16 protein-coding genes are annotated in these 25,093 nt (G+C 58.3%); 3 read left to right on the top strand and 13 right to left on the bottom strand.

Translation table 11 applies throughout. The annotated features are described in order from the left end of the window. A partial coding sequence (locus AB6A69_RS16050) for a type IIL restriction-modification enzyme MmeI (RefSeq protein ID WP_371061543.1) occupies positions 1–497 on the top strand: 497 nt, incomplete at its 5' end. A gap of 358 nt (positions 498–855) precedes the next feature. Here AB6A69_RS16050 and AB6A69_RS16045 read toward each other — a convergent pair. Genes AB6A69_RS16045 through AB6A69_RS15995 form a run of 11 tightly spaced genes read right to left on the bottom strand, consistent with a single transcriptional unit; the run spans position 856 to position 20,806 of the window. Further along, the gene (locus AB6A69_RS16045; protein WP_371061542.1) at positions 856–2,553 is read right to left on the bottom strand and encodes a hypothetical protein; all 1,698 of its coding nucleotides are present in this window, start codon (positions 2,551–2,553) and stop codon (positions 856–858) included. Further along, the gene (locus AB6A69_RS16040; RefSeq protein WP_371061541.1) at positions 2,546–3,103 is read right to left on the bottom strand and encodes a hypothetical protein; all 558 of its coding nucleotides are present in this window, start codon (positions 3,101–3,103) and stop codon (positions 2,546–2,548) included. Before AB6A69_RS16040 ends, AB6A69_RS16045 begins: the two co-directional genes overlap by 8 nt. Further along, complete coding sequence (locus AB6A69_RS16035; RefSeq protein WP_371061540.1) at positions 3,100–3,585, bottom strand: very short patch repair endonuclease; 486 nt, start codon at positions 3,583–3,585, stop codon at positions 3,100–3,102. Before AB6A69_RS16035 ends, AB6A69_RS16040 begins: the two co-directional genes overlap by 4 nt. Position 3,586: 1 nt before the next feature. Continuing rightward, positions 3,587–4,348 (bottom strand): DISARM system phospholipase D-like protein DrmC, encoded by a 762-nt coding sequence (gene drmC, locus AB6A69_RS16030; RefSeq protein ID WP_371061539.1) that lies wholly within the window; start codon positions 4,346–4,348, stop codon positions 3,587–3,589. An 8-nt stretch (positions 4,349–4,356) separates the two neighbouring features. Further along, positions 4,357–6,204, bottom strand: a complete 1,848-nt coding sequence (drmB, locus tag AB6A69_RS16025) for a DrmB family protein (protein WP_371061538.1) — start codon at positions 6,202–6,204, stop codon at positions 4,357–4,359. After that, entirely contained in the window at positions 6,201–10,256 is a 4,056-nt protein-coding gene (drmA, locus tag AB6A69_RS16020) for a DISARM system helicase DrmA (protein ID WP_371061537.1), read from the bottom strand. Before drmA ends, drmB begins: the two co-directional genes overlap by 4 nt. Before the next feature lie 9 nt (positions 10,257–10,265). Then, positions 10,266–12,272, bottom strand: coding sequence for an ATP-binding protein (locus AB6A69_RS16015; protein ID WP_371061536.1), 2,007 nt, complete (start codon positions 12,270–12,272; stop codon positions 10,266–10,268). Then, entirely contained in the window at positions 12,269–16,366 is a 4,098-nt protein-coding gene (locus AB6A69_RS16010; protein WP_371061535.1) for an Eco57I restriction-modification methylase domain-containing protein, read from the bottom strand. Before AB6A69_RS16010 ends, AB6A69_RS16015 begins: the two co-directional genes overlap by 4 nt. Next, the gene (drmD, locus tag AB6A69_RS16005; protein WP_371061534.1) at positions 16,363–19,524 is read right to left on the bottom strand and encodes a DISARM system SNF2-like helicase DrmD; all 3,162 of its coding nucleotides are present in this window, start codon (positions 19,522–19,524) and stop codon (positions 16,363–16,365) included. Before drmD ends, AB6A69_RS16010 begins: the two co-directional genes overlap by 4 nt. Next, complete coding sequence (locus AB6A69_RS16000; RefSeq protein WP_371061533.1) at positions 19,521–20,618, bottom strand: DNA cytosine methyltransferase; 1,098 nt, start codon at positions 20,616–20,618, stop codon at positions 19,521–19,523. The genes drmD and AB6A69_RS16000 overlap by 4 nt, the downstream gene beginning before the upstream one ends. After that, complete coding sequence (locus AB6A69_RS15995) at positions 20,615–20,806, bottom strand: hypothetical protein (protein ID WP_371061545.1); 192 nt, start codon at positions 20,804–20,806, stop codon at positions 20,615–20,617. The genes AB6A69_RS16000 and AB6A69_RS15995 overlap by 4 nt, the downstream gene beginning before the upstream one ends. A gap of 531 nt (positions 20,807–21,337) precedes the next feature. Here AB6A69_RS15995 and AB6A69_RS15990 point away from each other — a divergent pair. Both AB6A69_RS15990 and AB6A69_RS15985 read left to right on the top strand, forming a co-directional pair. Next, positions 21,338–22,159, top strand: coding sequence for a type IV toxin-antitoxin system AbiEi family antitoxin domain-containing protein (locus AB6A69_RS15990; RefSeq protein ID WP_371061544.1), 822 nt, complete (start codon positions 21,338–21,340; stop codon positions 22,157–22,159). Continuing rightward, a complete protein-coding gene (locus AB6A69_RS15985; RefSeq protein ID WP_371061532.1) occupies positions 22,149–23,066 on the top strand; it encodes a nucleotidyl transferase AbiEii/AbiGii toxin family protein in 918 nt (305 codons plus the stop codon). Before AB6A69_RS15990 ends, AB6A69_RS15985 begins: the two co-directional genes overlap by 11 nt. Before the next feature lie 110 nt (positions 23,067–23,176). Here AB6A69_RS15985 and AB6A69_RS15980 read toward each other — a convergent pair whose 3' ends face one another. Together AB6A69_RS15980 and AB6A69_RS15975 are read right to left on the bottom strand one after the other, a co-directional pair. Continuing rightward, complete coding sequence (locus tag AB6A69_RS15980; RefSeq protein ID WP_371061531.1) at positions 23,177–23,329, bottom strand: hypothetical protein; 153 nt, start codon at positions 23,327–23,329, stop codon at positions 23,177–23,179. A gap of 70 nt (positions 23,330–23,399) precedes the next feature. After that, positions 23,400–25,091, bottom strand: coding sequence for a relaxase/mobilization nuclease domain-containing protein (locus tag AB6A69_RS15975; protein ID WP_371061530.1), 1,692 nt, complete (start codon positions 25,089–25,091; stop codon positions 23,400–23,402). Positions 25,092–25,093 lie beyond the last annotated feature (2 nt).

Raw genomic sequence — 25,093 nt, 5'->3', positions numbered from 1 at the left:
CTTCTGGGGCATTCCTTCGTCCTCCATCTGGCTCGAAAGCCTACTTCAGGGAGGACCACTTTTCAGGGGGCAGGCCACTGTACTTCGGGATCCTCACCTCTGCGATGCACATGGGCTGGATGCGAACGGTCGGCGGGCGTCTGAAAAGCGACTACAGCTACTCGCCATCGATCTACAACTCGTTCCCTTGGCCGGAAATGACGCCCGCGAAGGTGCAGCAGATCGAGAGCCTGGCACAGGCGGTTCTCGATGCCCGAGCAGGTTTCCCGAACCTGACGCTCGAGGACCTTTACGATCGCGACTCGATGCCACCTTTGCTGCGCCGGGCGCACGAAGCCCTCGATCGCGCGGTTGATCGTCTCTACCGTCGATCCGGCTTCCGGTTCGAGCGAGAACGCGTGGAGCACCTGTTCCAGATCTTCGAAAAGGACGCTGCGCCGCTCGATGCCACACTGGCAGCGCGGCCGCGGCGGCGGCGCCAGGCGGCGGCCGAGTGAGGCTCGGCCAGAATCTTGAGTCATGCTTGAATCAAACAAAAAGGCCCCGGCGAAGCGCGCGGGGCCTTTTCGTAAGTCTTTGGACTTGAGTCAGAATTTGGTTGCGGGGGCTCGATCTGGACAGGATTTGCCCGCCGAAGATGACTCCGGCGGGCAAATGAAGCTGGTTGCGGGAGGGCGCCTTGGACTTTGTTTGCCGTTTGCAGCCTATTTTCTAAGCCCGACCCTCACCGAGCCGCCGGGCTCTGCCGCTGGCTGAATAGCCACGCCCAAGGCTCTGCGTCGGCGTAAACGGACTTCCAGATTGTATAGCCAGCGCCCTTCCTTAGAACAAACGCCGCGTAAAGACCGCGGGAAACTAAGGTTCGGTTTCTGGATTGAGAATGACTGCCAGGTTGCCGAGGGGAAGGGCGTAAGACTCGCCTGGATATATCCGCGAAATTTCTTCGGCTTCAGTTCTCAGTAGCGACGCGATATCGGCAATCGTGGCGCGCGGATTCTCGTAGCGTACCCGCATCAGATGGTTCCAGTCGGCCCACACGGCGCGATCGTCGCGAGACGAGAACCCGCTAAAGAACGCATTGTAGCGGGCCACAACGAATAGATCGGCTTTGGTATCGGCACCGATCGGGAGGCCTGCTCTTCGACCGAATTCCGCCAACCCGTTGCGATCCAGCCAACCTGTCACGCGCTCTACCCAGTCATTTCCCTGGGAAACGAGGTTCTTGCCCGCACTACGGCGTGCGCGATTGTCCATACCGACGGGATGTTGCCACTTGAGCTGAAAGATCGCGAGCTGGTCGTGTTCCCTATCGTAGGCGATATAGTCGATGTCGGTAACGGTCTTCCCGCCCTCGCGGAGTTTGAGGTTCTGGTCATTGATCTGCCATCTGTTTCCCGCGAATAGATGATTCAGGTCCGTTAGCCATCGCTGCTCCCTGTTGTTCGCGGCCCGAAACCAGTCCTTTTGGAAGCGGGCCTGCAAGTCCCTCAGCAAGAACAGGAAAGGATTGATTTCAAGCCCGTACAGCGGAAGAATGTAATGGCGGTCAGAAGAACGGATGATCGGTGCCCACGTCATATCACCCGAAACTGTGTGAACGTCGCGATTGTCGGGACCGAGCACGAGAGGACGAAGCAATTTTTCGATCTGCGAGGTTTCGGCGTCCAGGTGTGCGGCAAGCCCTTCTACAAGGTCGGTACACGGCGCAAATGTCGTCAGCAAATTCCGAAGCTTAAGGTCCGGATGTCGCCTTTTCAGGATTGAGGCATAGCAAAGGTGTTTCTGCGCGCGCCCCGCGACTGCCGCGAGCACACCGAGATAGTTGCCGAACGGTTCACCGCCGATTTGGTCGTCGGTCCCGAGGAGGTCTTGGCTCCACATGCGCCTGAGATACAGTCGACCGATATCCAGAAAATGATTGTCGATCTCGTCGGTCGTCGTGTAGCCGATCCCCCAGCCACCGAAACAGCTGACCGAACGTTCGAGTTGGCTCTCCAACGCTGTATGGCGTTGCTGAAGTTCTCGTTCTAACGGTCCGTCATGTTCTACCGTCAGATCGCTTATCCAGCTCCGGTGCGTCCGAGCAACGACCTCGCCAAACATGGATGGGTGTTCGGACTTCAGAACGAGGATTTTTTCCGTCCCTGAAGGTAACGCGTCACGAAGATGGTCGATACGAGCGCCAAGCAACCCCTCGCGCAACCATCCTTCAAGAGTTTCGGCCCGCTGGAGGATACCGGCTTGAAGCAGGAATTCATCGGCTTGAGCCTGCGGTTGTCCGGACCCGTCGAAAAGGCGGAACGGCCCGTCGGGCAGCGCTTCGGGAACCATCAGGGAAAGGGCCATGTTCACTCCCCATGTAGACAGAGTGTATTGCGGTTTGGGCGTTCGTTCCGGCGCCCCCTCTTCATAAAACAATTCTTCACAAAACAGATTGTCCAGCGTGCGAACCGTTTGGAAGAGGAGCGGCTCGGCGGGCTGGCGCCAGTGTTCGAGATAGCGCCTTTGTTCCTCGATTTTCTCCCCGAGTAGCGACAGTGCCTCTTCACTCATCGATAAGCGGCGTCCAGCCCAATGCCCTCTCGATTTCACGCCGATAGGCAGTTGCGATCTGGATCGGCGTCCTGCGAATATATTCTTTGGCGCGTCTCTCTTGATCGCCCGTCAACCCTTCGAGATACTCAATGACCTGAGCGGCTGTCGGCGCGATGTATTCTGACCCGAACTTGGGTTTCAAAGCCGTCCAGACGACTCCGCGATGCCCGTATCCGTCTGCCCATTCGCCGATCAAATCCGTGTCACGATGGTCGCTCGCCGCGTCCGGAGACCAAAAACCGATCGAGCGATGGGCGAACTTGTCCGGCACACCCTCCCTTTTGGCGAGCCGATCCTTGGCGTCTTCGACCGACGAAACGTCGAGTTTTGCCCAACGCACTTGGATCGGAGTGGCGCCTTGCGTGAGCACGAGCGTAATGCGGCCATCGTTCGATTGCCGCGCGAATTCCACCGGCAGCGAGGGCCCGTCTGTCCTCCACTCCGAACTAACAGGCAATGCGCGCGGGTCCCAGATCAATGAGCCCCAACCGAGGCAGACGATCGTCATGAATTCCCCGTTTTCTTCGGAAATGAACCCGGTAAATGTCCTTCGATCACTCCGACTTCATTCTCGGAGTGAAGCCAATGGAAGACAGACGCGACGACATCTTCGAGCGGCCATGCGGTCTTACCTTTGAGCGCGCACTCCCAAACGGTCATAACGCGCCAATGGCGTTCTCTCAATTCCGCTTCGTTGCGGGCATCACGTGCGCGATTGGCAGCGAATTTGTCCCGCCAGAAGTCCTCGCGCGTTTTTGGAACGGTCGAGCGGTAGCATCCGTGGCTATGCCAATAGCATCCATGGACAAAGATCACCGCCCCGAATTTGGGAAGGACGAGGTCAGGTCGTCCCGGAAGCTCTCTTCCATGAAGGCGATAGCGAATTCCGGCCCGATGCAGAGCGCATCGTAGGGTCAGTTCGGCGCCGGTGTTCTTCTGGCCAACACTGGCCATGATGCGTGAACGGGTTTCGGAACCGACGCGATCCATGTCACACCCTTTCGATAACGCCGGTTACCGCTAGTGCGTCGAGGTGGCGGTGCAGATTTTGCGGAACGGTGCCTCCTGAAACGAGAATTCCGGCCTCCATGTTCTTTTCCATGGCATGGCCGGTGAGGTTGGCACTGGAAATGAAGCAACGTCGTTCGTCCGCAACCGCAACCTTCGCGTGGACTTTTCCACCCACAAAAGCGTCCGGTCGCTCACGCCATGAATACACACGTACCTCGGGGAGTGCCTTCTTCATCGCAGCGATTCCATCGATCGAAACGCCCCCACCGTGATCTTCGCTGGCTTCGAGGAGAATGGAGACGGCCACACCACACGCAAGGGCGGCTTCCAGAGCTTCTATGATCGAGTTCAGTTTGTACGCGACGAAACTCGTCATGAAGAGCTTTGTTTCGGCTGCACGAATGACTTCCAGTAGCGCCTGCTCCGTTTTCCGCGTCGCGATCATTTCGCTTGACGGTCCGGTCCACACGAGTTCGACGGTCTCTTCGGCTTTCGCCTCGCCGTAGGCGTATGCCGCCCCGGCGAGCATCCCCGCCAGCTCTGGCGCCGGGATATCTGTGCGGTTCCAGGCATCGATCAGCGCGGCAGCACGGCGTTTGCCGGCAGGTGTTACGGCCCACGCATCGAGCTTGCGCCGATCTAGGGGCTTCGGTTCGCTTTTGATCAATTCGGCAAGATGCGTCACCCTTTTGGGCGGCGTATTGGAAACGATATCGGTGATGGCGTTCAAAAGCTCGTTCATGCCGCTCCTCAATCGAAGAAGGCGGCACCGGTCTCGTCCAGGGTCGGGACGACCAGAGCGCGGTCGATATATCGGTTGCCGAACTCGCAAGAGGTCTCGGCGACAAAGGAGCAGGCATGGCAAGCGGCGGCGTGCAGAGACCTGTCTTTCTCCGGCCTGTGCTCCGCACAGAGCGGATCGGACGAACAGACCTGGGACCGCGCGAGGGCCTGCCTTAGAAGGCGACCCAGATTTTCAGGGTGACCGAGATCCACCAGTCCGCCGAGCGTGCCGTCGGAATCTGCGGCGGCCGTGTAGATCAGGATGCCGGCCTGGTCTTCCTTGCCGGATGTGTCGGCGTAGATGCGTTCCCGGATGCTGGCGGCATTGTAACCGCATTCCAGGGCGAGTTCTCGGATCAACAGATGGGCGACGGTATGGAGCATAGCGTAGCGGATTCCGGGATAGTGCTCCTCCGGATCGAGCCGTCGGGCGGCGCGCCATCCACGATGTCCGCCGGTCAGGTGACGGTCGCGAGTGATCACGGCGTCACGCTTCTCCCAGTCTTCTATGGCCGCCAAGTCGAAACGGATGAAAATACCTTCGCCATGCACTTCCGACGCCGGCACCCATTCCGGCGCGCCTTTACACAAGGCGGCGCGCGCCGGTCTTTCTTCCGGCGCCCCACCTTCCTCCGGCGCTTCGACACGAGTGAAGCCGAGAAGCGCGTTCACTTCACGCAAGCGTTCGAGAAGCAGCACTGACGAGATGCCCTTCTCGAAGCTCTTCGGTGCCGCGACGGGCTTACTCAGGAAATGTGGCCAATCGGTCGGCGGATGTGGATTTGTCAGAACCTTCCATTCCGGCCCCTTGATATCCGCGGCATCGACAGCGGATTCACCTTCGCCGGACCTTTTCGCTTTGATAGCGCTCCAGATTTCGTCGAGCGTGAAGTCGTCGAGGCCGGGTATCGCTTCCCTCTTTTTCAAGGCCTTGAGAATACCCTTGAGTTCCGCCTTGTCCTCGACGTCTTCGAAGTCGTCCCAGAGCGCGTCGACAATGTCACGCGCCGAGCCGACGGCGACCGGAATGGCGAGCGCCGAGAGCGTAATCGGAAACCAGCTGTTTGTCGCCCCGAGCAGGACGGCGCGCGCCTGCTCCTCGCAACGTTCGCCGTATTCGTCGAGATGGGGGTGACGACCGCGACACGCCGGAAGATTGTCTTTGCCGGCTTTGCCGAACGCATGAGCCATGCTGCGAGATGCCCCGCAAGTATCGCATTTTACCCAGAGGTTTTCGGTCTGTAGCGAAGCCCCGCTTTCGAAGAAGCGCAGTGTCCCTTTGCAGCCCGACGGTCCGCTATGCACGAAGTAGTGCCACGGAAAGTCATCGAGATGTCCGTCGCGACATGCCAGCAAGAAACGGGCGGGAACGGCATCGGCGTCTTTGGCCTTCTGGTCGCCCTTCGAGCCAGTACAGTCCTTATGGACAAAACGTGTGCGTTCGGGTTTGAAATGCTCTTTGCATTCGAAAAGTCCAAGATCGTACTCGGACAGGAGTCCGCATTTCACGCAGCGTAGCCAGCGTGGAAACGGGCGAACAGGGACGCCGATGAGCGATTCCGCCGAATATCGTTCGACATTCTCTTCCCGTGTGAAGGGTGGCACACGAAGCGACTCCACTTGAGGACCGAGTACGCGCTTGACAGCCGCGAGCAGTCTTTGTTCGTCGATCGGTTGGCAACGGCTCTTTTCCCAACGATCCGTCCCAAGCGTCACGACCGAGAGGTTTGGGAGATCGACGAGTGCTCCGGGGCCGTAAGTCCACAAAAGCTGTGAAGGCCGGACCTGGCCGACCGGTGTGCGATCACCGCTCATGAGCCCTCCTCCCCGTCATCGTCGCTTCCGGCAGCCGGCGGCGCCCATTCGGGACCGGCCCCGCCGCGTACCTTGCTCATCACGAGCCGCACGCCGGGCTCGACCTCACGCATGGACATCGGAACTGTAAAATCGTCCCAGGCTCTGATGCCGGGCGTTTTCAGGAGCGCGACCATGGTATCCTTGCCGGACCCTTTCTTTTCATATGCGAGTGTGCGTCCGCCCTTTTTCGCTTCGCTGCACCATTCGTCGATCCGCGATTTGATCTCGGTGTTGGCGAGACTCTTGATCTTGCTTTCCTGCGTGACGTTCCAAGCCCTTTCTACGAGAACGCTTGCGGCATGACCGATTGCGTCATTGTCGGTCCGATCGAGCGCGCCGGCTCCCGTATTCGGGTTGAATTCTTCGTTCGCGAGGCGGGCCACACTGATAAGTGCGCCGGTCAATCCACGATCCATCGCCCGAGGCGAAAATGGCGTTACGGACTGGGCTTCCACATGTTTGTAGAACGTCGAGTGATAGTGCTCGAAGGTTTCATAGTGCGATAGATCGCGAGGGCGCGCCCATGTCAGGACCGTACAAACGAGACCGGGTGAAGCACGTCCGACGCGGCTCGTGGCCTGGATATATTCGGCGGTACCCTTCGGTTGACCGTTGACCACCATCAGCCCGAGACGGTTTACATCGACCCCGACGGACAACATGTTCGTCGCGAGCACGACATCGACAGACCGGTCGTCGTTTTCATCCCATTCGGTAACGTATTTTCCGGCAGCCGGATCGAAACGGGCTTTGAACTTCACTTCCAGTTGGTCGAGCCGCTTCGGGATGTCACGACTGGAAACCCTCGAAGTGAGTTCGCCGATGTTGCTCACACTGCGTTGCGCAAGCCCGGGCCGGTCGACCATGCTCATCTGGACCCTGTAAGATCGGGTCTGCACATCGTCCTCGGCAAGACGCTTCATGCCGCCGAGTTCCCTTAAAGAATTGAAGTATCCGACAGTTGTCATGTACGGGTCGGCGGCTTGCCCGAAGCGGTCGAATAATGCCTGAGAAGCGGTCAAGAAAGCCGTGTAGACACGGATCAGCATAGCTGGACGCGAGCTTCCGGGGGAGCAAATTCCGAGATAGCGGCGGCCGGGTATCTGGTCGATCGGTCTCTGTATCGAGAAAAAATTGTCGCTGATGTCGAGACCGTGCGGCGGGAATACCGCGACCCTACGCATGAAAACGTTGTTGACCTGTTCCGGTGCCTTCCGGACGGTTGCCGTAGAAGCGACGATCTTGGGCCGGACGACGTGATCGCCCGATTTCCAGCCGGATAGTTCGTCTATGGCGGTTTCATAGAGGCCGACCATCGTTCCGAGCGGACCACTGATGAGATGGAATTCGTCCTGAATGATAAGATCGGGGGGCCGGAGCGGTGAGATGGTCTGAACACTTGTCTTCGGAAGTCCCTTGTAAGCTCGGTGGTTTCCTGTGCAATCCGCCTCAGGCCAAAGGAGCCCGTGACGGGGACAGGCCGTTGTCGCCCGACCGAACAAGGTCCGCGCCTCACCACGCCAAGCCATCAATGCGAACTTGTCGACGGTCGCGATCATCATCGACGGCGGCCTGTGATAGATTTCCTCGTCGACCACCACCACCGGAAGTCCGGGATGGACTTCCTGACTGGATTGTCCTTTCGAAAAGGCGCAGCGGCCCTTCTTGTCGCCGCAATACAGGATTGTCCTTTTGCGGGCTTTGTCGACCTCGATATCACGCTTGTCGAAGATTTCGGTTCCGCACCAAGGGCAGCTCGTCAGCTGTGCGGGAGAGCTATTGCCTTCATCGTACTTGTCCGGATCGCGGATATCCTGAATGGCACGGTGGCTATCCTCGGTCGTACCGGGCGTCACTTTGTTTCCGACCCACAAACCGATCGTAAAGGGCGAACGTCCGAGACGCGCATCGCCATTCGCGAGTGCGTCACGCCGGATGACTTCCATGGCGCAAATCAGAGTCGATGCCCGCTGGAATTGCTGCAAGGTCAGAAGGCGCAGAGTGTAGCGCATGATGACTCCGAGCCCCCGCGTGCCGTCATACCCATCGATTTTTCCTTGCAGGCGCCTGATCGCCATCGCGAAGGCGGCGACCCCGAGATAGGCTTCGGTCTTTCCGCCCCCGGTCGGGAACCAGAGCAAGTCAGCAAGCGCTTGATGCGGCTCTGTCCGGTCACGATGTAGTGGATCGGCAAGAGACGGCAGCGATAGCAATACGAACGCGAGTTGGAAGGGGCGCCACGAACGGTTTTTCCGAATCTCGAACTCCGAGAGCGGCTTGTTCTCCCCGCGACGTCGCGACAACGCGAACATGCTGTGAATGCGTTGCCGGGCCATAGCGCGGTTGGCGAACCGGAAAGCTTCCAAAGGTCTGTCGTCACCAGTGTCCGCCAGTACGGCGATTCCTTCCTCAAGCCTTTGCTTGATATCCTTACAGCGGTCGAGCGCCTGAACGGCTTGTGCGTCGTGACCGGTGATTTCTTCACCGATGCGGGCATTCTGTTCGTCGATCCATGCCCCGTAGTCGTCCGCGAGCTTCTGTAGTGCCGCCGTCAGATCGACGCGCTCCATGTCCGCGAGGACTTCCATGTCGAGATGGCCGTCGGCGATCATCTCCTGCATCGCGGAACGGTCTTCCGGCCTGAGGCCCGGCGTTTCGGTCACAGGGACTTCGTATTGCGGCATGACCTCGGTGCGGACGAGCGTGGCCCGTTCGGAATCGCCCGCGCGCGTGTCGGCATGAACAGCAACGCCGTGCCCGACGGCAAACTCGACCTGGCGCCGATAGACCATCTCCAGTGCGTCACGTTCCGGATCGTCGCCGTCGGTCGGCACCGCCAAACGGCGCCGGAATATCGCGTTGTCCTGCGCAGCCTCATGTGCGGTCGCGATCACCTCGGGCTGGAAGAGCCAAGCGCTGTCCCTGTTTTCTTCGGGCTCCTCCTGTCCGTTGACCAGAAACAGCGTCACGAGACGATCGCCGTTGGCGTTCTTGCCACGGACGGTTCCCTGCAAGCGCACATCGGGATTCTCGTCGTCGGGCTTGCGCGAACTCAACGGGCCTTCGGTCAGCGGGAGGGTGATAGTGCCTCCGCATGGGACACGCTGCCAGACCCGAGCCTTTACCTCCTCCTGCCGCGTTTCGAGGACGTTGCCCTCTCCGTCACGGATTTTCCGGTTCACGGATTTGGTATGGTCATGGTCGTGGACCCGGACATACTTGCCCCACCGGGCCTCGACATCGATGGACTCGACATCGCCGTCGACACAGAACGTGAAGCCGATACTCGACGGTACGAGGGACTGGTTGCTGGCGGCGTCGATGTCTTCCGTAGCCTCTGCCTCGGCATCAACACGCCCTGTCGTGGTTTCGAACTCGGCGCCCGTTTCGTGTCGCCCCGTATGGACCTGAAGGTCCTCGGGCTCCTCTTCGTCGCCCTCTACATCAAGAGGGCCTTCGAGGCCTTCCAGCCCGCCAGTCGCAGCACTTCCGGGCTGTCTCGGCGCGAGCTTGCCGACCAGATAGCGGTCCCGGACACCCATATCGACGATCTGCTCGTGAGGTCCGTTCGCGGGGCCTAGCAAGTCGTCGGTGACGGCGAGTTGCAAGAGATCACGAATGTATTCTTGTGCTTCGATTTGAGGCAGGTCTTCAAACGGCAAACCGGTGAGGACGGGCACTGCGGCCGCGAAGTCGTCCCATTGGAGGCGTGTGATCGCTCCCTTCGACGGAATTGAAAGCCCGGCTTTTTCGAGGTCCGCCCCATCAGCACAAGCAGCCTGCCGATCGAAAAACACTGTAGTCGCATCGGCGCCTTCGCGTATTCGCAACACCGTACCGATGCGCAATGGCTTGCCGGAATCGTCGACAACTAAGATACTGTCTTTCTCGGCTACACCCTTCTTCAGCGTACCGACCCGCGCCAAAGCTACAGAATATTCGTCGTATGCGTGCGCGCCGGTCTTCGCTTCAGACCCGATCACCAACCATGCATTCGAAGTGTTCGTCATGGCCCGCCCCTACAATCTCTCGACAATTTTTTCGAGCCGGTCGAGTTCCTTGCTCTTTTTCAGATAGCCGTCGTAGGACGTTTGTGCGCCGGCAATGAGAGAGTCGTAGTGAACGATCCGGCTCCCCGGCGAAATCGCCTCCATCGAGGACTTCACACGGTTTGGATTGTTCGTTTCCTCATCGACGGGTTTGCCGACAACGAAGATCACTTCGATGTTCGGTGAAGCGTCGCCTTGGGCGGCAAGTATTTTTCGCAATTTGTCGACATAAGTCTGCCCTTGCTCCTGTAGCTCCAGAAGCTTCATTTTCCTCCCGGCTTTCTTGAGTTCGACGATGATGTGCTTTCCGGCATTCGTCCGGTAGGCGATATCGACACGGCCGAGTTTCTCCTTCTCTGTCAGGTCATCGACGATCACGCCTTCAGTGGCGAGACGCGACTCCATGATCTGGCTATCGGTGGCGCGTTCCCACGCAGGATCGAGAAGCCACAGGTGATCGAACAAGTACTGTTGAAGCACTTTTTCCTTCGCGTCTTCGTCGACGATCTCCTGAAAATCCTTGATCGCGTCGAGACGCGATTTGACGATATCGCGGTAGAGGGAAGCTTCGAGTGCGTCGCGGTCGGCCAGTACCGAAAGAAGCTTGTCTACATCATGGACACTCTCGACGAACTCGTCCGCCGATCCCCGGATTCTCATGCGTTCGAATGCGAGGATTCCATGCCGGTACAATAGCTTACGGTCGTCATCCTCATCGACCGGCAGCGCACTCAGCTTTGCGATCAGCGTCTCCGCGCTTTTTCTGAAACCCTCGGGCAGGCTATCGAACCACTCCTTGAGCGCGGGCGATGTCTCTTGCGCATCCTGGACTTCGTGCTTGCGGCGCCATTCGGTCCAGCGCCGTTCGACTTGACTCAGGCGCGATCGCAGGAACGCGATCAGCTGGGCGTACCGCGGATCGTCCTCCTGCACACGTTGGCGGTCGCTGGTCGCGATATCGGGTTCGTCGTCGTCATCAAGGAAATCCGCCTCGATCTGACCGGTGAGATACTTGGTGTAGAGGCGGCCGTCATTGACTTTGTCGAGTATGTTCTCGTGAAACAGGCGACCGCGGGCGAAGACAACGATGCCGTTTAAGTTGCCCGTATCCTCGCTGTCGAGCTGTTTCGGCTTGCGGGCCGTCCCGATCCACCCTTTGACGTTCCAGTCCTCATCCCAACCGTCAAATCGACTGGGTAGCTTCTCATGTTCCTTGACCTGGGGGATCGATCCAGGTTCGGGCTCGAAATCACCCATGGTCCATAGGAACTGGACGATCGGCAAATCGCCCCGCTCTTCCGTCGTGACAGGCTGCCCGTCGATCATGATTTTGAAGTCATACAGCTCGCCGATCACCGAGAAGCGGCGGGCCAGCCGTTTCCGAAGGGCCGCTGCACCGCGACCGAGCCGCTGCCGCTTGATATCGCGTAAAACGATCTTCGTCCCTTTGGTGACATCGATCTCTTCGGCAGGAAGCGCATCTGGAGCGTAGTGGCGCTCTTTACGGTTCACGGACTCCTTGATGCCGTCGACACTCATTCTGAGCCCGTGTGCCTCGCCATCCTTGGAGGATTGTACATCGATCCGGTCCGCGATCGAGAACAGCGACAGCTTCCCGAGGCCTTTACGGCCCATGACCTGACGCCCTTTGGCCGTCGTCCTGCCGTGCGCGGCATCTTCTTCCCGCCTGCGATAGCCGACACGCAGATACTTGTCGTTCATGTCGGCAACGTTCATGCCGATGCCGTCATCGATAATTTCGATCCAGTCGCCGTTCGGGTCGATCGAAATCACAACGTTCTCGGCGTCTGCATCCCAGGCGTTCGCCACCGCCTCTGTAAGCACGGCAGCGATATTGCTGTAGAGATTGATCCCGAGATGATCGAGGACGTTCAGATCGACCGTCATCCGGTAGATGTCGTCGTAACCGGCCTGCCCGTCGCCACTCACGACCTGGTTTTCATTCAAGTCGGTCATCGTCCACCTCCTTGTGCCGAAAACAGATCGTCCGACTGCCCCGTATTGGATGTGGCCGAAGATGCGCGCTTCGCTGCCGGTTTCGGTTTCTTCTCGGCCTCGTGACGCTCTTTGTTCAGCTGCGCTAGGCGGTTGAGAATTTCGATCCTTGCATCTTCTGAAATCGTAAATCTGATGTTGTCAGTCTCTGGGAGATAGGAAACTGCGTGAAACCCATGTCCAAGATCAAGATCGGTCCATCCGTAGGCCGCGAGGACATCATTATCGAGTGTCGCCTGCAGAGTGCGCAATGATAGGTACTCGGGTTCTTCGTTGGCCTTGTTATGGAATCGGCCATAGAACTTAGTTAACCCAAGCGCCTCATCTCTCATGAGGCGTGAGCGTCGCTCATGAAAATCTTCTCCCCGTCTCTTCGCGTCTGTGGTTATTTCCCCCCGATCTGGAAGCGGAAAAGTCTCATATACATCAGTAGGTGTATATCTCATGTCGGATTTAAGCTGAGATGAATGCTTCCAAGCGTAGACGTTGTGAATCGCGGATTGCAGAACCACAAATTCCGAAGCCTCATCAGTTGGAAATACAATCACTTGATCTGAAAACACAGAGTTGTTCTCTACGAAAGCGAAAGCTCCTGTCTTGCTCACTCTCGCGCAGACAAGAACCCTATTTAATGGGACCGTTGAATTCGAAGATGAAGCGCCGAAACACTTACCCCTACCAATGGCCTTGTAAAGGCCGGGCCTATTGTTCCAATGAAGCCACCACATCTTCATAATATTGCGATAGGAGTTCTGCTTCGATTTTTCCAATCTCTCATCATAAACATGTTCTTTCAAATGGAGGTATGGCTCGGGATATTTTCTTGCTCGCTCCTTTGTCCAGTTCCAAAAATTTATCACCCAACGACTGGCTTTTTGCGTTGGGTGCGAGTTTAAGTCTTTGCCGTTTAGATAAGGAAGGACAACGTCAGCATTCGCACTACTTTTGGAGATCATAGAGAGCGCATCATCCTCCGACAAAACAAAGCCCATGCCGAGGACGTATGACCCAATAAACGCACCGCCTGAATTTTCCTTTAGGCGCTTTGGCGTCCATTCGATTTGATCCGACAAGAATGATGATATGCTCGGCACCGACCTGCCCGAAAGCTGGCATTGTGCGAGCCAGTCGCCTTTCTTGACATGTATTCGTGTTGTGATCACAGCAGCCTTGCCGGGCCAAACTTCGTTGGGGAACGCCTTGTAAATGCAGCTTCCGGTATCGTCGGCTATCCTCTCCAGAGACGCTTGCCGTGTTTCACCTTCTGCGATTGAATTTGTGGCGAGTAGACCAAAACATCCACCTTTGCGGAGAAGCATATGCGCTGAATTGAAGAAGTGTGCTACAAGATCGGTTCGACCCTCTGCACCGGGACTCACATTGTTGACAAGGTACTCACGAAAAGCCGCACCCATTGCCGTAGAGATTCTCGTACCGCCAAGAAACGGTGGGTTCCCTACGAAGGCATCAAATCCACCATTATCGCGCCCAAATACTTCCGGGAATTCCAAGGGCCAATGAAAGGGTCTTCTTGCAGGTTTGCCGGTGGCGAGGTCCGTTTTCAATCCATTGGTAGCTCGCTGCCTCAGGAGACCTTCGGCGTCGCTGTCTCCACCAAGAGCTTTGCCCGCTTCGATCGACAATGAGGTCGTGTCGACTGCCTTTTTTCCTGCAGTTAGAGCTTCGGCAACCAATCCGTCCGCCACGAGTTCAGGTAGCCGAAGCTTCCGCCGGGCCGACTTGTCGATGCCCGCCATCGCCTCGACATCACGAATGTCACGGATCGGCCGACTGCGCAGTTCGGTTCGAAGCGCAACGGCTTCAGAAACCGCCTTGTCGATGCCGGCCGCGAACAGCTTGCGCGCGCTGTTCTTTGACGGCTCCATCTCCAGACAGAGCAACTGTTCGAGCCGTCTTATGCCGAGCAGACTGTCTCCCGCCCGAAGATTGTGGTCGAGGAAGCCGAAGGGCCTCCCCTTTGCCAGCGTCACCAGCCAAATCGAAAGCTTGGCCAATTCGACCGCCAGCGGATTGACGTCCACGCCATACAGGCAGCGTTCCGCAATGAGGCGACGAGCAGTCAGTAGCCGTTCTTCCGGATCGTTCCGGAGCGGTTCGTAGCCGTTTTGTCTTTCGACAACGATCCCGTCAGCCGTAACGGCCTGCCCCGCCCCTTCGGCGTCCACCCACGCTTCGACCAACCGTTCGGCGAGCCAACGACAAACCTGCACGAGGAAGGCACCGGAACCCATTGCCGGATCGCAAATCTTCAGATCGAGCAACTCGGCAGGCGATTTCAGTTGCCACTCGTCACGCGACTTTCCCTCCGAAGGCCCCACATAAACGATCGGTTCGAGCGTTTCCTTGACGATCGCCTCGGTCAAGGACTTCGGGGTGTAGTGCGTGCCTGTCTCCCGTCTATCGCTGCCGCTCGTTACCATGAAAGTCCCGACCGGGTAGGCTAGTGGGTATCCCCATCGGTCAGTACGGAGGAAATGGAAATAAGGCTTGATCCTATCCCTTAGGTCAGTGCTTCCGTGACAGGCCGTGAGCAACTTGTCCGCGTCCGATGCATCCACCGCTTTCGAGAGATCGTTTTTGACACGACTGGCCGAACTTCCTGTGCGCTCCTTGAGCAAGCCGGCAACCGCATCGTCACCCTTGGCCGCGGCTTCCTCGACTTCGTCCAATGTCACCCAGGGCTTTTTGGCATTTTTCGTCGCATCGAGATCGAGCGTCACGTGGTCCGCGCGCACGACGGTGCGTTCCAGCAAGCCCTCATAAACATACCCGATTTGCTCTACATCCAGCGCGCGGTACGACAGAGCGCGCCCTTGGAAAAGTTGTACGGCGTCGAGCAGCAGAAGGACCGTTCTATTGTCGATCGGTAGCGGGGTCGCCGCATCCTTCCGCCAATCGGTTCCGCGCGCACGCCCTTCGAGGAATGGATAGCGGTCGGGGTCGAAAAGCGAGCCACCAAGCGCAGGCATCCTCAGGGCTTCGTGCTCTATGCCGCCATAAACGGCACGAAAGATCGCCAGTAATCGTGACCACGCGTCGTTCCGCCGTTCCAATATCTCTTCGGATTCGGCGCGCAATTGCAGGCGAAGAGTCGAAACGGCATAATTGGCCTCGTATCGCTCGTCACCGAGCAACAATAGGCCACGCTCTTCTGCTGAGAGAAGAAACACGATGCGCATCATCACGGTCAGGCCGGCTTCGTAGAGAGCTGATGGTTCGATGCCGGCCAAAAGCTCCCGATTTCTGTCAACGTCGGCGCGATCCAGCGACTGTATCAAAACTTCGACGGCACGTCGGACCTGTTCGCCGAGCGCGTCAGTCACCTCATCCTGTAGCTTAAGAGAAGCGTCCAGCAACGCCGGTAATTGGTCGCCTTTCCCTACAAAGAACCGGCGAACACCGAGCAAATTGACGAAAGCCTGGAGGGTTTTCGGTTCCTGGCTCCAGAGGCGAGCGTACCAGCTCGCGAATGTCGTCACGGCTCCAACCGGCGCGTCAACGAGCATCCAGCGCTCACCGTTCGTGACTAGACCCAACCGCGTTCCCGTCGCCCGGCATAACTCTACCATGCGTTCGGCCGGTGAGGTCGCCCACCCGTCTCCCCGAACGGGTTCGTCCAGAGGACGATCGGGGTCCCAAACCGAGATAAGCATAAGTGGCTCGTTCGCCTCACGGTCATCGACGACCGCATAGTCCGGCACTAGTGTGAGATCATGCTCCGGTACGCGATGGCACAGACCATCAGCGAGTTCACCCCTGGATTTGAGGATATCTCCGGCACCGTCTTCGTCGAGTTCGAGGCCTTGGCGTAATACGAGGTCGATCCAGGCTTGGTGCAACTCGGAAAGGTCCGCGTCTTCCAGTTCTTTCGCTTCCCGCCATTCGTCATAGGCTTGTCGGAGTAATCTTCGTTTGTCTGACGCAACGTCTTCCAGACCTTGGGGGAACGCATCTTTCAGGACCGGTTCGGCCAGAAAAGGCCCGGATATTTCGAGAAGTGCCAGCCACTCTCCGTGCATGCTCATTTCGGTCATAGCGCGCCTCCATGAGCCATCGATTCAGGCATCAGCAATATAACGGCAACGGGAAATGTCCGGGCGGTGAACCCGTCATAACGAGCTTCGATCGCAGCGATCTCTCTTTCTTTTTCTTCTGGTATGCCCGCAAGTCGGGCCTTTAGGGCATCGATGTCGCGGCGTACTTGAGTGCGTTCGTCTTCATGAAGCTGGCTGATCCAGTCCAGCTGTTCAGGGCGGGAATCTTTCGATATCTCGTTCTCGATCGCTGAACTCAGATCGTCGAGTACCGCTCCTATGTTTCTGATCTCCTGGTCTTTACGGGTGCCAAGAGTGTTCTCCAGGTTTCGCAGCCTATCACGTGAACGTGCCTCGACAGTCTGCATGATCGATTCCTTGAACTTCGTGAAGCGCTCGGCCAATGCCTCGAAGGTATCGGTTGGTGGCTTCGCGGACGAGGCTCTCTCCAGCCACTCGTTCACCTGTGTGACCCGTTGCTCCCGCGCGAACGTTTCCTTGCGGAGATAGCCCCCCGCTACAGTGAGTTCTTCATGAAGCCTGTGATGATTACCTCCCGTAATGACGAGCCGGGAGACGACAGCGGCAGCGGGGGTTTCCAACAATTCGTCTGGGATCACGCGGACATCGACGCGATGGAGTCTCTTCACGTCGTCTTGCGCCCAAATCTCGGCGCGCATCAGCCGCAAGCACATCTGCACGAGCCGATGGTTGAGATGAACGAGAACGACGTCGTCCCGTCCCTTCGCCACCTCATGATCGAACGTGATCGGTCTTATCGTTCCAGTATGCGGGTGGCGAAGCCCCTCCATGCATCGAGACCACGATCCCGTCAAAGCCGGCATATTGAAGACAGTCCCGGCCGGCGCACCGTCTAGGTGCACTGGTTCGAGAGCGGGCCTCTCCGCGAGGGCCAAACCGGTTTTCACCGCCGCGCAAATCCTGTCTGGCGTGAGATGAAAGTCCTTTCTGGTTTCCATTAGGCGGTCGTGCAGTTTCGCGATCCTGTCTTTGAGTTCACGCTCGGCACGCACGAATTTTTTCGCTTTTGCCGCGCGTGCCTCAGCGACGCGGGTATCAAGCTCCTTGCGCGTCCCTTCGATCAGCCCCGCCATCTGTGGCGCGATGACCGGATTGACGCTACCCATGTCTTCGCGCATCGACTCCAGCTTGGTCAGTGCACGAATGATGTCTTGCTCGTGACCGCCAAGAGTGTCTCCTTCGGCTGCACCGCCATCGACGGGATGCCAAATCAGTACCTCCCCGTACTTCTGGCCGTGCCGATCTATCCGGCCGTTTCTCTGCTCCATGACGTTGGGGTTGTAGGGAATCTCTACATGGATCAGGCAGTTACAGTAATTCTGCAGGTCGATTCCTTCTGCAGCGGCGTCGGTCGCCAGCAAGATGCGGACGTCCGAGTCCTTGGGATTGGTCTGGAACGCGGCCTTGACCTTCTCGCGCTCTTCCTGGTCCATTCCGCCATGTATTATCGCGAGACGGTCACCTCCAAAGTCATGCGACGCCAGAATACGCTGGAGCCATTGATGTGTTGACCGGTACTCCGTGAAGAGAATGACGCGCCGCTCGTTCCACTCCCCGTTTTCTCTAAGATTTTCTTCGATCCACGACAGAATTGCCTTGGACTTCGAATCTGGCTTGTTCGCGGCCCTCTGGGCCCAATCGCGCATCCTGTCTACCAGCGCGTGCTGTTCGTCCGTTAGCGGCGCACTGCGTTTGCTGGCCTCTTGTACGGCCTCATCTTGCGCTGCTTCTGCTTGCCGATCGTCTGCATAATCCTCCTCGGCTTTCATGATCGCTCTTCGCAGAATGCGGTCGCCGAGCACATTGGCGTCCCGTGAGCGGGCACCGGATGTCACCGTTTGGATATGCTTCTCCAAGGTCGACGCAAAAGCCGCTGGTGAAGAGAACAATCTCTTCTTCAGCAACGTGTTTACGAACTTGGTGCCGGTATGGCTTTTCTCGTCAGTCGAACTCTCTCGACTCTTGCAGTATCGGTCCAACGTCGCGTGTATCGAACGCTCGTCGTCCGTGAACGGCACCGACAGCGCCTTGAGGCACCTCCGAGGGTACAGAGGATTGCCGTCGCTATCGATCAGATCGGTTTTTAGCCGTCTGATCATCACCTGCGAAAGCTGCCTCCCGTCGGGCATGATGTTGCGAGAGAAGCGCTGGTTATCGAGCAGCTCAAGCAATGAAGTGAATGACTCGGTATACCCGTTGTGGGGGGTGGCTGTCAGGAAAAGCCGATGCTGAAAATGAGGGGCGATCCTTCTGATCAAGCGCGTTCTCTGGCTTTCGACAACGTAGTTTGCCGAACCCGCAGGAGCGACATTGTGAGCTTCGTCGACAACGAGAATATCGAATTTACGCGGATATGTCGGATGAACTGGCAAGACATCCCGCATCATTCGTAGAGGATCACCCGCCTTTAGCCAGTCGACCGAGGTGATCAAGCGAGGATAGGATGTCCAGGGGTTCGCGTGGATTCCCCGGTCCCGCCGAAGTTGTTTGATGTAGTCGGTATTGACGATCCGGAACTCGAGACCGAATTTCTCCAGCATCTCGACACGCCACTTCTCTTGAAGAGATGCAGGACATACGACGAGTGCCGTCCGCGCACGATGGCGCAGCAACAGCTCTTGTATGACGAGCCCGGCCTCTATGGTCTTGCCCAAACCGACATCGTCCGCGATCAAAAGATTGGCCCTCGCCATTTCGATCGCACGAACCATCGGGTCGAGCTGAAAATCTTCGATGCTCACGCCGCTTCTGAATGGGGCCTGCAGGAAGCCACGGTCAGCATTAGTGGCCGCGCCCCATCGCACCGCATCCAGAAATGCTTCCAGTTCGGCAGTGTCGTCCTGCCCGGTGATCGATGGCAGACCTGCCTTTTCAATGACGTGCGCGCCGGGTTCGAGCTCCCACACGACTTCGATCTCTTCACCGAGATTGTCATCGTCAATCGAGGAAAGAGTCAGCAAATGCTGTGGTATTGTCCCGCCGCCTGTCAGGGTCGAGCCGATAACATCCGCGACGACCCATTGGCGCCGACGAACCTCGACCAACTGGCCAGGTTCGGGAACGGCAATAACGGGATGATCTTCGGGAACTGCTGCTGCCGACGTCTGGGTACTCACGCAGCCTCCGCTTCGCCAGCCTTGATGGCCTCGACGTGCTGAATGATGCTCTTGCCGATGGCACGTCCGAGATTGACGGGAACGGCGTTACCGATCAGGCGACCGATATGCTTCGTGTGAATCGGGGCTCCTTTAGGTACGAACTTGTACCCTTTCGGAAAACTTTGGAGCACTGCCCCCTCCCTGAGCGAGATCGCACGATCCTGCTCGGGATGACCGAACCGGCCGTTTCCGAACCCGAAATACTGTGTGGTCATCGTCGGGGCGGGAGCATCCCAAACCATGCGCCCGTACACGCTTGCGTAGGTCTTGCCTGTATCTTTGCGATGGCATGCAGCGACCAGGTCCTCGTCCCAATCCCTCCAGCTGCCACCGGGCTTCGAGGCGCGGATGCGCAACAGATTCAATTCCGAAAGCCTCGACGAATGGTGCAACGGGTCTTTGTCATGACGCTGCCCCGCTTCTATGGGCGGAAGCTTTCCGATCGCGTCGCGGACCGTCTTTCTTTTGCCTTCCGGAGTAGTCGGTGGACACAAGCGCAGCTCCCCCAACTTTGACGCCAACAACACAAGCCGATTACGCTGCTGAGGGACACCATAGTCTGCGCAATTGACGACGGCGTGTGATACGTGAAACCCGGAGTCCTCCAAAAGGCAAACGAACTCGGAAAAAACTTCCTGCTCTGCGAGACGAGGTACGTTTTCCATCGTCACGAGATCGGGGTTTACCTCTCGGACCAAGCGGCCGAATTCCATCAGAAGATTCCATCGCTCGTCCGATGGCCCGATCTTACCCTGCTGATATGTGGAAAACGGCTGACACGGAGCACATCCGGCCAGTAATTTATATTCCGCACCTTCGAAAGCTTTGTTCAGTTCGGCTGCATTGACGTCGGATACCGATTTCTCGAGAAAACGGGCGCTGTTGTTTTCTTCGTAAGGAAACTTGCACTCGGCATCGAGATCGACGCCCAGCCTGACCTCCAGACCAGCTTTTTCCAATCCACGAGTAAGCCCACCCGCGCCGCAAAACAGATCGACGCCACAAATACCAAAGCCACGCTTTTGCTCTTTTCCCTTTGCCCCTTTTCTCATTGCTCTCTTTTTTCTCTGCTCGTGTTTTCTTTATGCCGCACTTCGCTCAGAGTATTGTGATTCTGGACGTATTGCCGCATGAACTCCCTAAGGACCTGCGCTGCAGACTTATCCTCCGCCTTACAAGCTTCCTGGAAGCTTTGTCTCAACTCACGTTGGACACGGATGCGCAGCCCTGCATCTTTCATCGGAGAGAAGTGTACCCAATGGATACACATTTGTGTAGTATTTTCATTGTTTTCCCAGAACATATTCCTGTCAGCATAGCGCCACGGGCGTACTTACAGGGTCGTAATGGGACATTTTTAGGAGCGCTCCGGGCCGGCCGCCGCCGGAACTGCACCAACAGACCGAACCACGGTGCAACCTGTCACTATGCATCGTCGGACAAGTCCGGCTACTCGTCGCCAAGTCAAGTATCCTGCTCATAGCCGCACTCTAGTGGTTGTTGGTCCGTCTAGATAGAGACATTTCACCTGTACCAAGGCCTATCGCCCTGCTTCGCCGGAGCCGTCCGTCACCCCTCACTTGCTGATGGGGGTGCGGCGGCGCAGACGATGCAGGGCACCGGCACCCGCCCTGCTTTGCTGGAGGGCTCCCGAGCCTTGTGGCGGCAGCGCTTTACCATTTGACGCTTTTGTCTATCCAGGACGGACCAAAAGCTCTTTTCTCAAAGAAGAAGGTGACATGCTCTTTGAAAACATGATAATATGTCCATCATGAGTGGACAAGAACATGACAACATAAAGAGCCTGCTTGAGTCTGTTCCCGCAGGCTTCCTCGTGGACTCTGCCTGGCTGGAGCGCCATGGTATAGGGCGCCGCTCCGCCTATGGCTACGTCAAGCGCGGCTGGCTGGAACGCGTCCATCGCGGCGTCTTCCGCCGCCCCGCGCCCAACGCCGGCAAGGCCAACACCCTCGACTGGAAGACCTGCCTGCTCTCGATGCAGCATATCATGGGCTACGACGTCCATGTGGGCGGCACGACCGCGCTCAGCCAGCAAGGCTATGACCACTATCTGCGCCTTGGCAGCAACGCCCCTGTCTGGGTCTATGGCGAGGCCATACCGAACTGGCTGGCCAAACTGCCGCTGAACGCACCGATAGAAACCCGCAAAACCTCACTGTTCGCGGATTCGTCCCTCGGCCTCACCAAAGACGACACAGGCACAAAAGATACCCTGCCATGGGACTGGCAACTGAAGATGTCAGCGCCCGAGCGGGCAGTCATGGAAGCCATGGATGAACTGCCGGTCCATGAAAGCTTCCATAACCTCGACATGGTCTTCGAAAGCCTGACGACGCTGCGCCCGCGCATGCTCTCGGCGCTGCTGCACAGCTGCAAGAAGATCAAGGTCAAACGCCTGTTCTTCGTCTTCGCCGATCGCCACGATCACCCTTGGCGCAAGCGGCTCGATCCGGAGGAATTCAACCTCGGCAGCGGCGACCGCGCACTCGTCAAAGGCGGCCGGATACATCCGCGTTACCGCATCGTGGTGCCGGAAGAATTCGTGAAGGCGGAGGCGAGCGATGGCGCGTGAATCCTATGAAGCCCAGGTCGCGCTGCTCGTCCGCATACTCCCGTATGTCGCGAGCGAAACTATCTTCGCACTGAAGGGCGGCACGGCAATCAACCTGTTCTACCGTGATCTGCCGCGCCTGTCGGTCGATATCGACCTGACCTACCTGCCGATAAAAGACCGCGATGAAAGCCTCGCTGAAATCAACGACGCGATGGATCGCATCGCAGCATCCATCGAAGGCGGCATCGCGGGCGCCAAGACCCAACGCATCAAAGGCGGTGGCGGCGGCGCCACCCGCCTGCTTGCCCGCCTGAAGGGCGCCGAGATCAAGATCGAGACCTCCCCCGTCACACGCGGCGCCGTTCACGAACCGGAATCCCGCGCGGTCACGGAGGCCGTCGAAGAGGAATTCGGGTACGCGGAGATGCAGATCGTCGCCTTCGAAGACCTATTCGGCGGAAAGCTCCATGCCGCCCTCGATCGCCAGCACCCGCGCGACCTGTACGACGTCAAACTCCTCTATGAAAACGAAGGGCTGACAAACGATCTGTTCCGCACCTTCCTGATCTATGTCGCCAGTTCGCCGCGCCCGACGCACGAGCTTCTCAACCCGAACCTGATCGATCTCAACCAGCCCTATGCGCAACAATTCGAGGGCATGACCAAGACGCCGATCGCGCTCGATGATCTCCTGAAAACCCGAGAGCAACTGATTGCCGACGTGCAGTCCCGCTTCGACGCGAACACAAAGCGCTTCCTGCTCAGCCTGCACGATGGCGTGCCAGAATTCGAGGCCATCGATCGCCCGCAGGCGACCAAGCTACCCGCCGTGCGATGGAAGCTCATGAACGTCGAGAAGCTGATGGCTGAAAACGCCGGTAAACACGCGGCGCAGCGCGCCGAACTTGAGAAGTTGTTTGTCTGACGTTGCACATTGCAACGCAAAACCAAAGCGGGGCGTTGCGGGGTGCCCCCGCTGGAAGGGGTAGTGGAAAGCCGCCAGAGGCGGGTTGCAGCGAGGGGAAGGCTTTCCCCTTATAAATCCTCCAGCGCAACCTCGACCATGCGCTCGATATATTCCGTGGCGGACACGAAGCCTGCCATCTCCCCCATCGGACCACGCGGGTTCTTCGCCTGCCTTTCGGCCTTCTCATAGGCTTTCCGGCTCAACGTGATCGTCACGGTCACTGCATCTTCGTTATGGTTCATACGTCTGCCCTCGCCTCACGACAATTTTGCCAACTTGGCGTTGCAATAATCAATCCCCGCCGCGCTTCATACCGTAGCCGCGCCCACGGCCGCGACGGTGGCCTTTTTCCTGCGCGCGCTGCTTCCAGCTTTTGCGCCGGCTGCGGCCGTCTTCGCCCTCCCCTTCATCGGTACTGTTATGACGCCGGGCCTGCGCCGCTTCGTCAAATTCCTCCCGCAGCGCGTCATCTTCGAGCAGCTGCGGATCGGTGCGATGCGGGCGTTTATCCTGCTTCTGGGCCTTGTCCCAACTCTTGCGCAGCGGCCGGTCTTCGCCTTCGGTCTCACCGTCGCCACGAGCCGCACGGACATCTTGCGCCTTGTCATTGAACGCTACGCCCAGCCCGTCTTCCTGTAGCAGGCGCGGGTCGGTGCGCGCCACCTTCTCGTCCTGCTTCGGCGCTGCAGCTGCACGCCGCACCGGTGCGGCGCGGGCCGCCAGAGCCTCGCGCTTGAGGTCGCGTTCGAGCGCCATGCGTTCGCGCCGGTCGATCTTGTCGAGCGCCTTTTTCCGGCCTTCGAGCGCGATCTTCTCCCGCTCGTGCCGCCGGTCGAGCGCCTCGTTTTCCAGCTTATGACGCTCGCGCGGATCGAGGCCGGCCCGGCCCGCAATATGCCCGATGACCGATTGCAGCGCCGGCGTACCGGCAACAAGATCGGCCACTTTCGCGCGCATGCGGAACACCACACCCGATGCTTCCGTTTGCTGCGCAGCATGGAGCGCCATGCGTTCTTGTTGCTGCGTCAAAAACAGCGCCTGTTCCATCTGTCTTAGCGCCAGCCAACGCGCGGCCCGGGCGCGCTCCATCGCGGCGCGTTTTTCGGCGGAGCGGCGTTTGACAGTCTCCTCCTGAGCGGCGCGCTCTTCACGGGCGCGTTCGGCGCTGGCTTTTTGCTGCGCACTGACCTGCTCCTTGGCCTGCTCGACCGATGGCAAGGATGACGGATCGAGGGATTTCATCCGAGCCCGCATCTCCTTGCGAGGAACGTCCTTGAGATAGCGGGACAGGGAATGCACGTCACCAAATCGGTCCACGACGGCGAAGGCGCGGCGATCGCCACGTGCCAGGATATAGCCGCGCGCCTCCAGCGCATGACGGAACGCGCTGGCGCTGTCCGCCTCGCAATAGGCGGCGGTGATGTCTTCGCGGCGCTGCTCGGGCGTGATGCCGGATTTTTTCTGCTGGGCGTTCTCGGCAAGCGTGGCTTCGAGCTTGTCCTTTTTGAACTGCTCGCGCTGCTTCCACGCCTTCAGCCCTTCCGGCAACTCGTGTCCATATTGCTCGGCAAGATGAACGGCCATGTCGCAGAGCTTGCGGCGATCATGTGCCATGTGGATCGCCTTCATCTCGGCTCCGTCAATGCGCGACCAGACGACGTGGCAATGTTCACGGCCGTCCTTGATGTGAAAGACCATGGCACGTGGCTGACCGGTCAATCCCAGCCTGGACTCGATGGCCTCTACGGCCTCGATGTACTGCTCCCGCGTGAGTGGCTCGGAGGGATTGACGGACAGGCTGTAGAGCGGCTTTTGCGCCTTCGTGCCGCTGGCCACCGCCTCGAATTCAGCGAAGGCGCCGTGCAAATCATCGGCGATCGTGCCGCGAATATCGGCAAGCTCGACGCGCTCGTTATCGTAAGCGTTGAGGAGATGGGTGGCGAGATCGGAACCGCCGGACCGGGCGCTGCCTTTGAGGATCATGA

Origin of the sequence: Rhodosalinus sp. 5P4 (assembly GCF_041365695.1) — a bacterium.
Lineage (GTDB): Bacteria > Pseudomonadota > Alphaproteobacteria > Rhodobacterales > Rhodobacteraceae > Rhodosalinus.
This window is presented reverse-complemented; position numbering and strand designations above follow the sequence as displayed.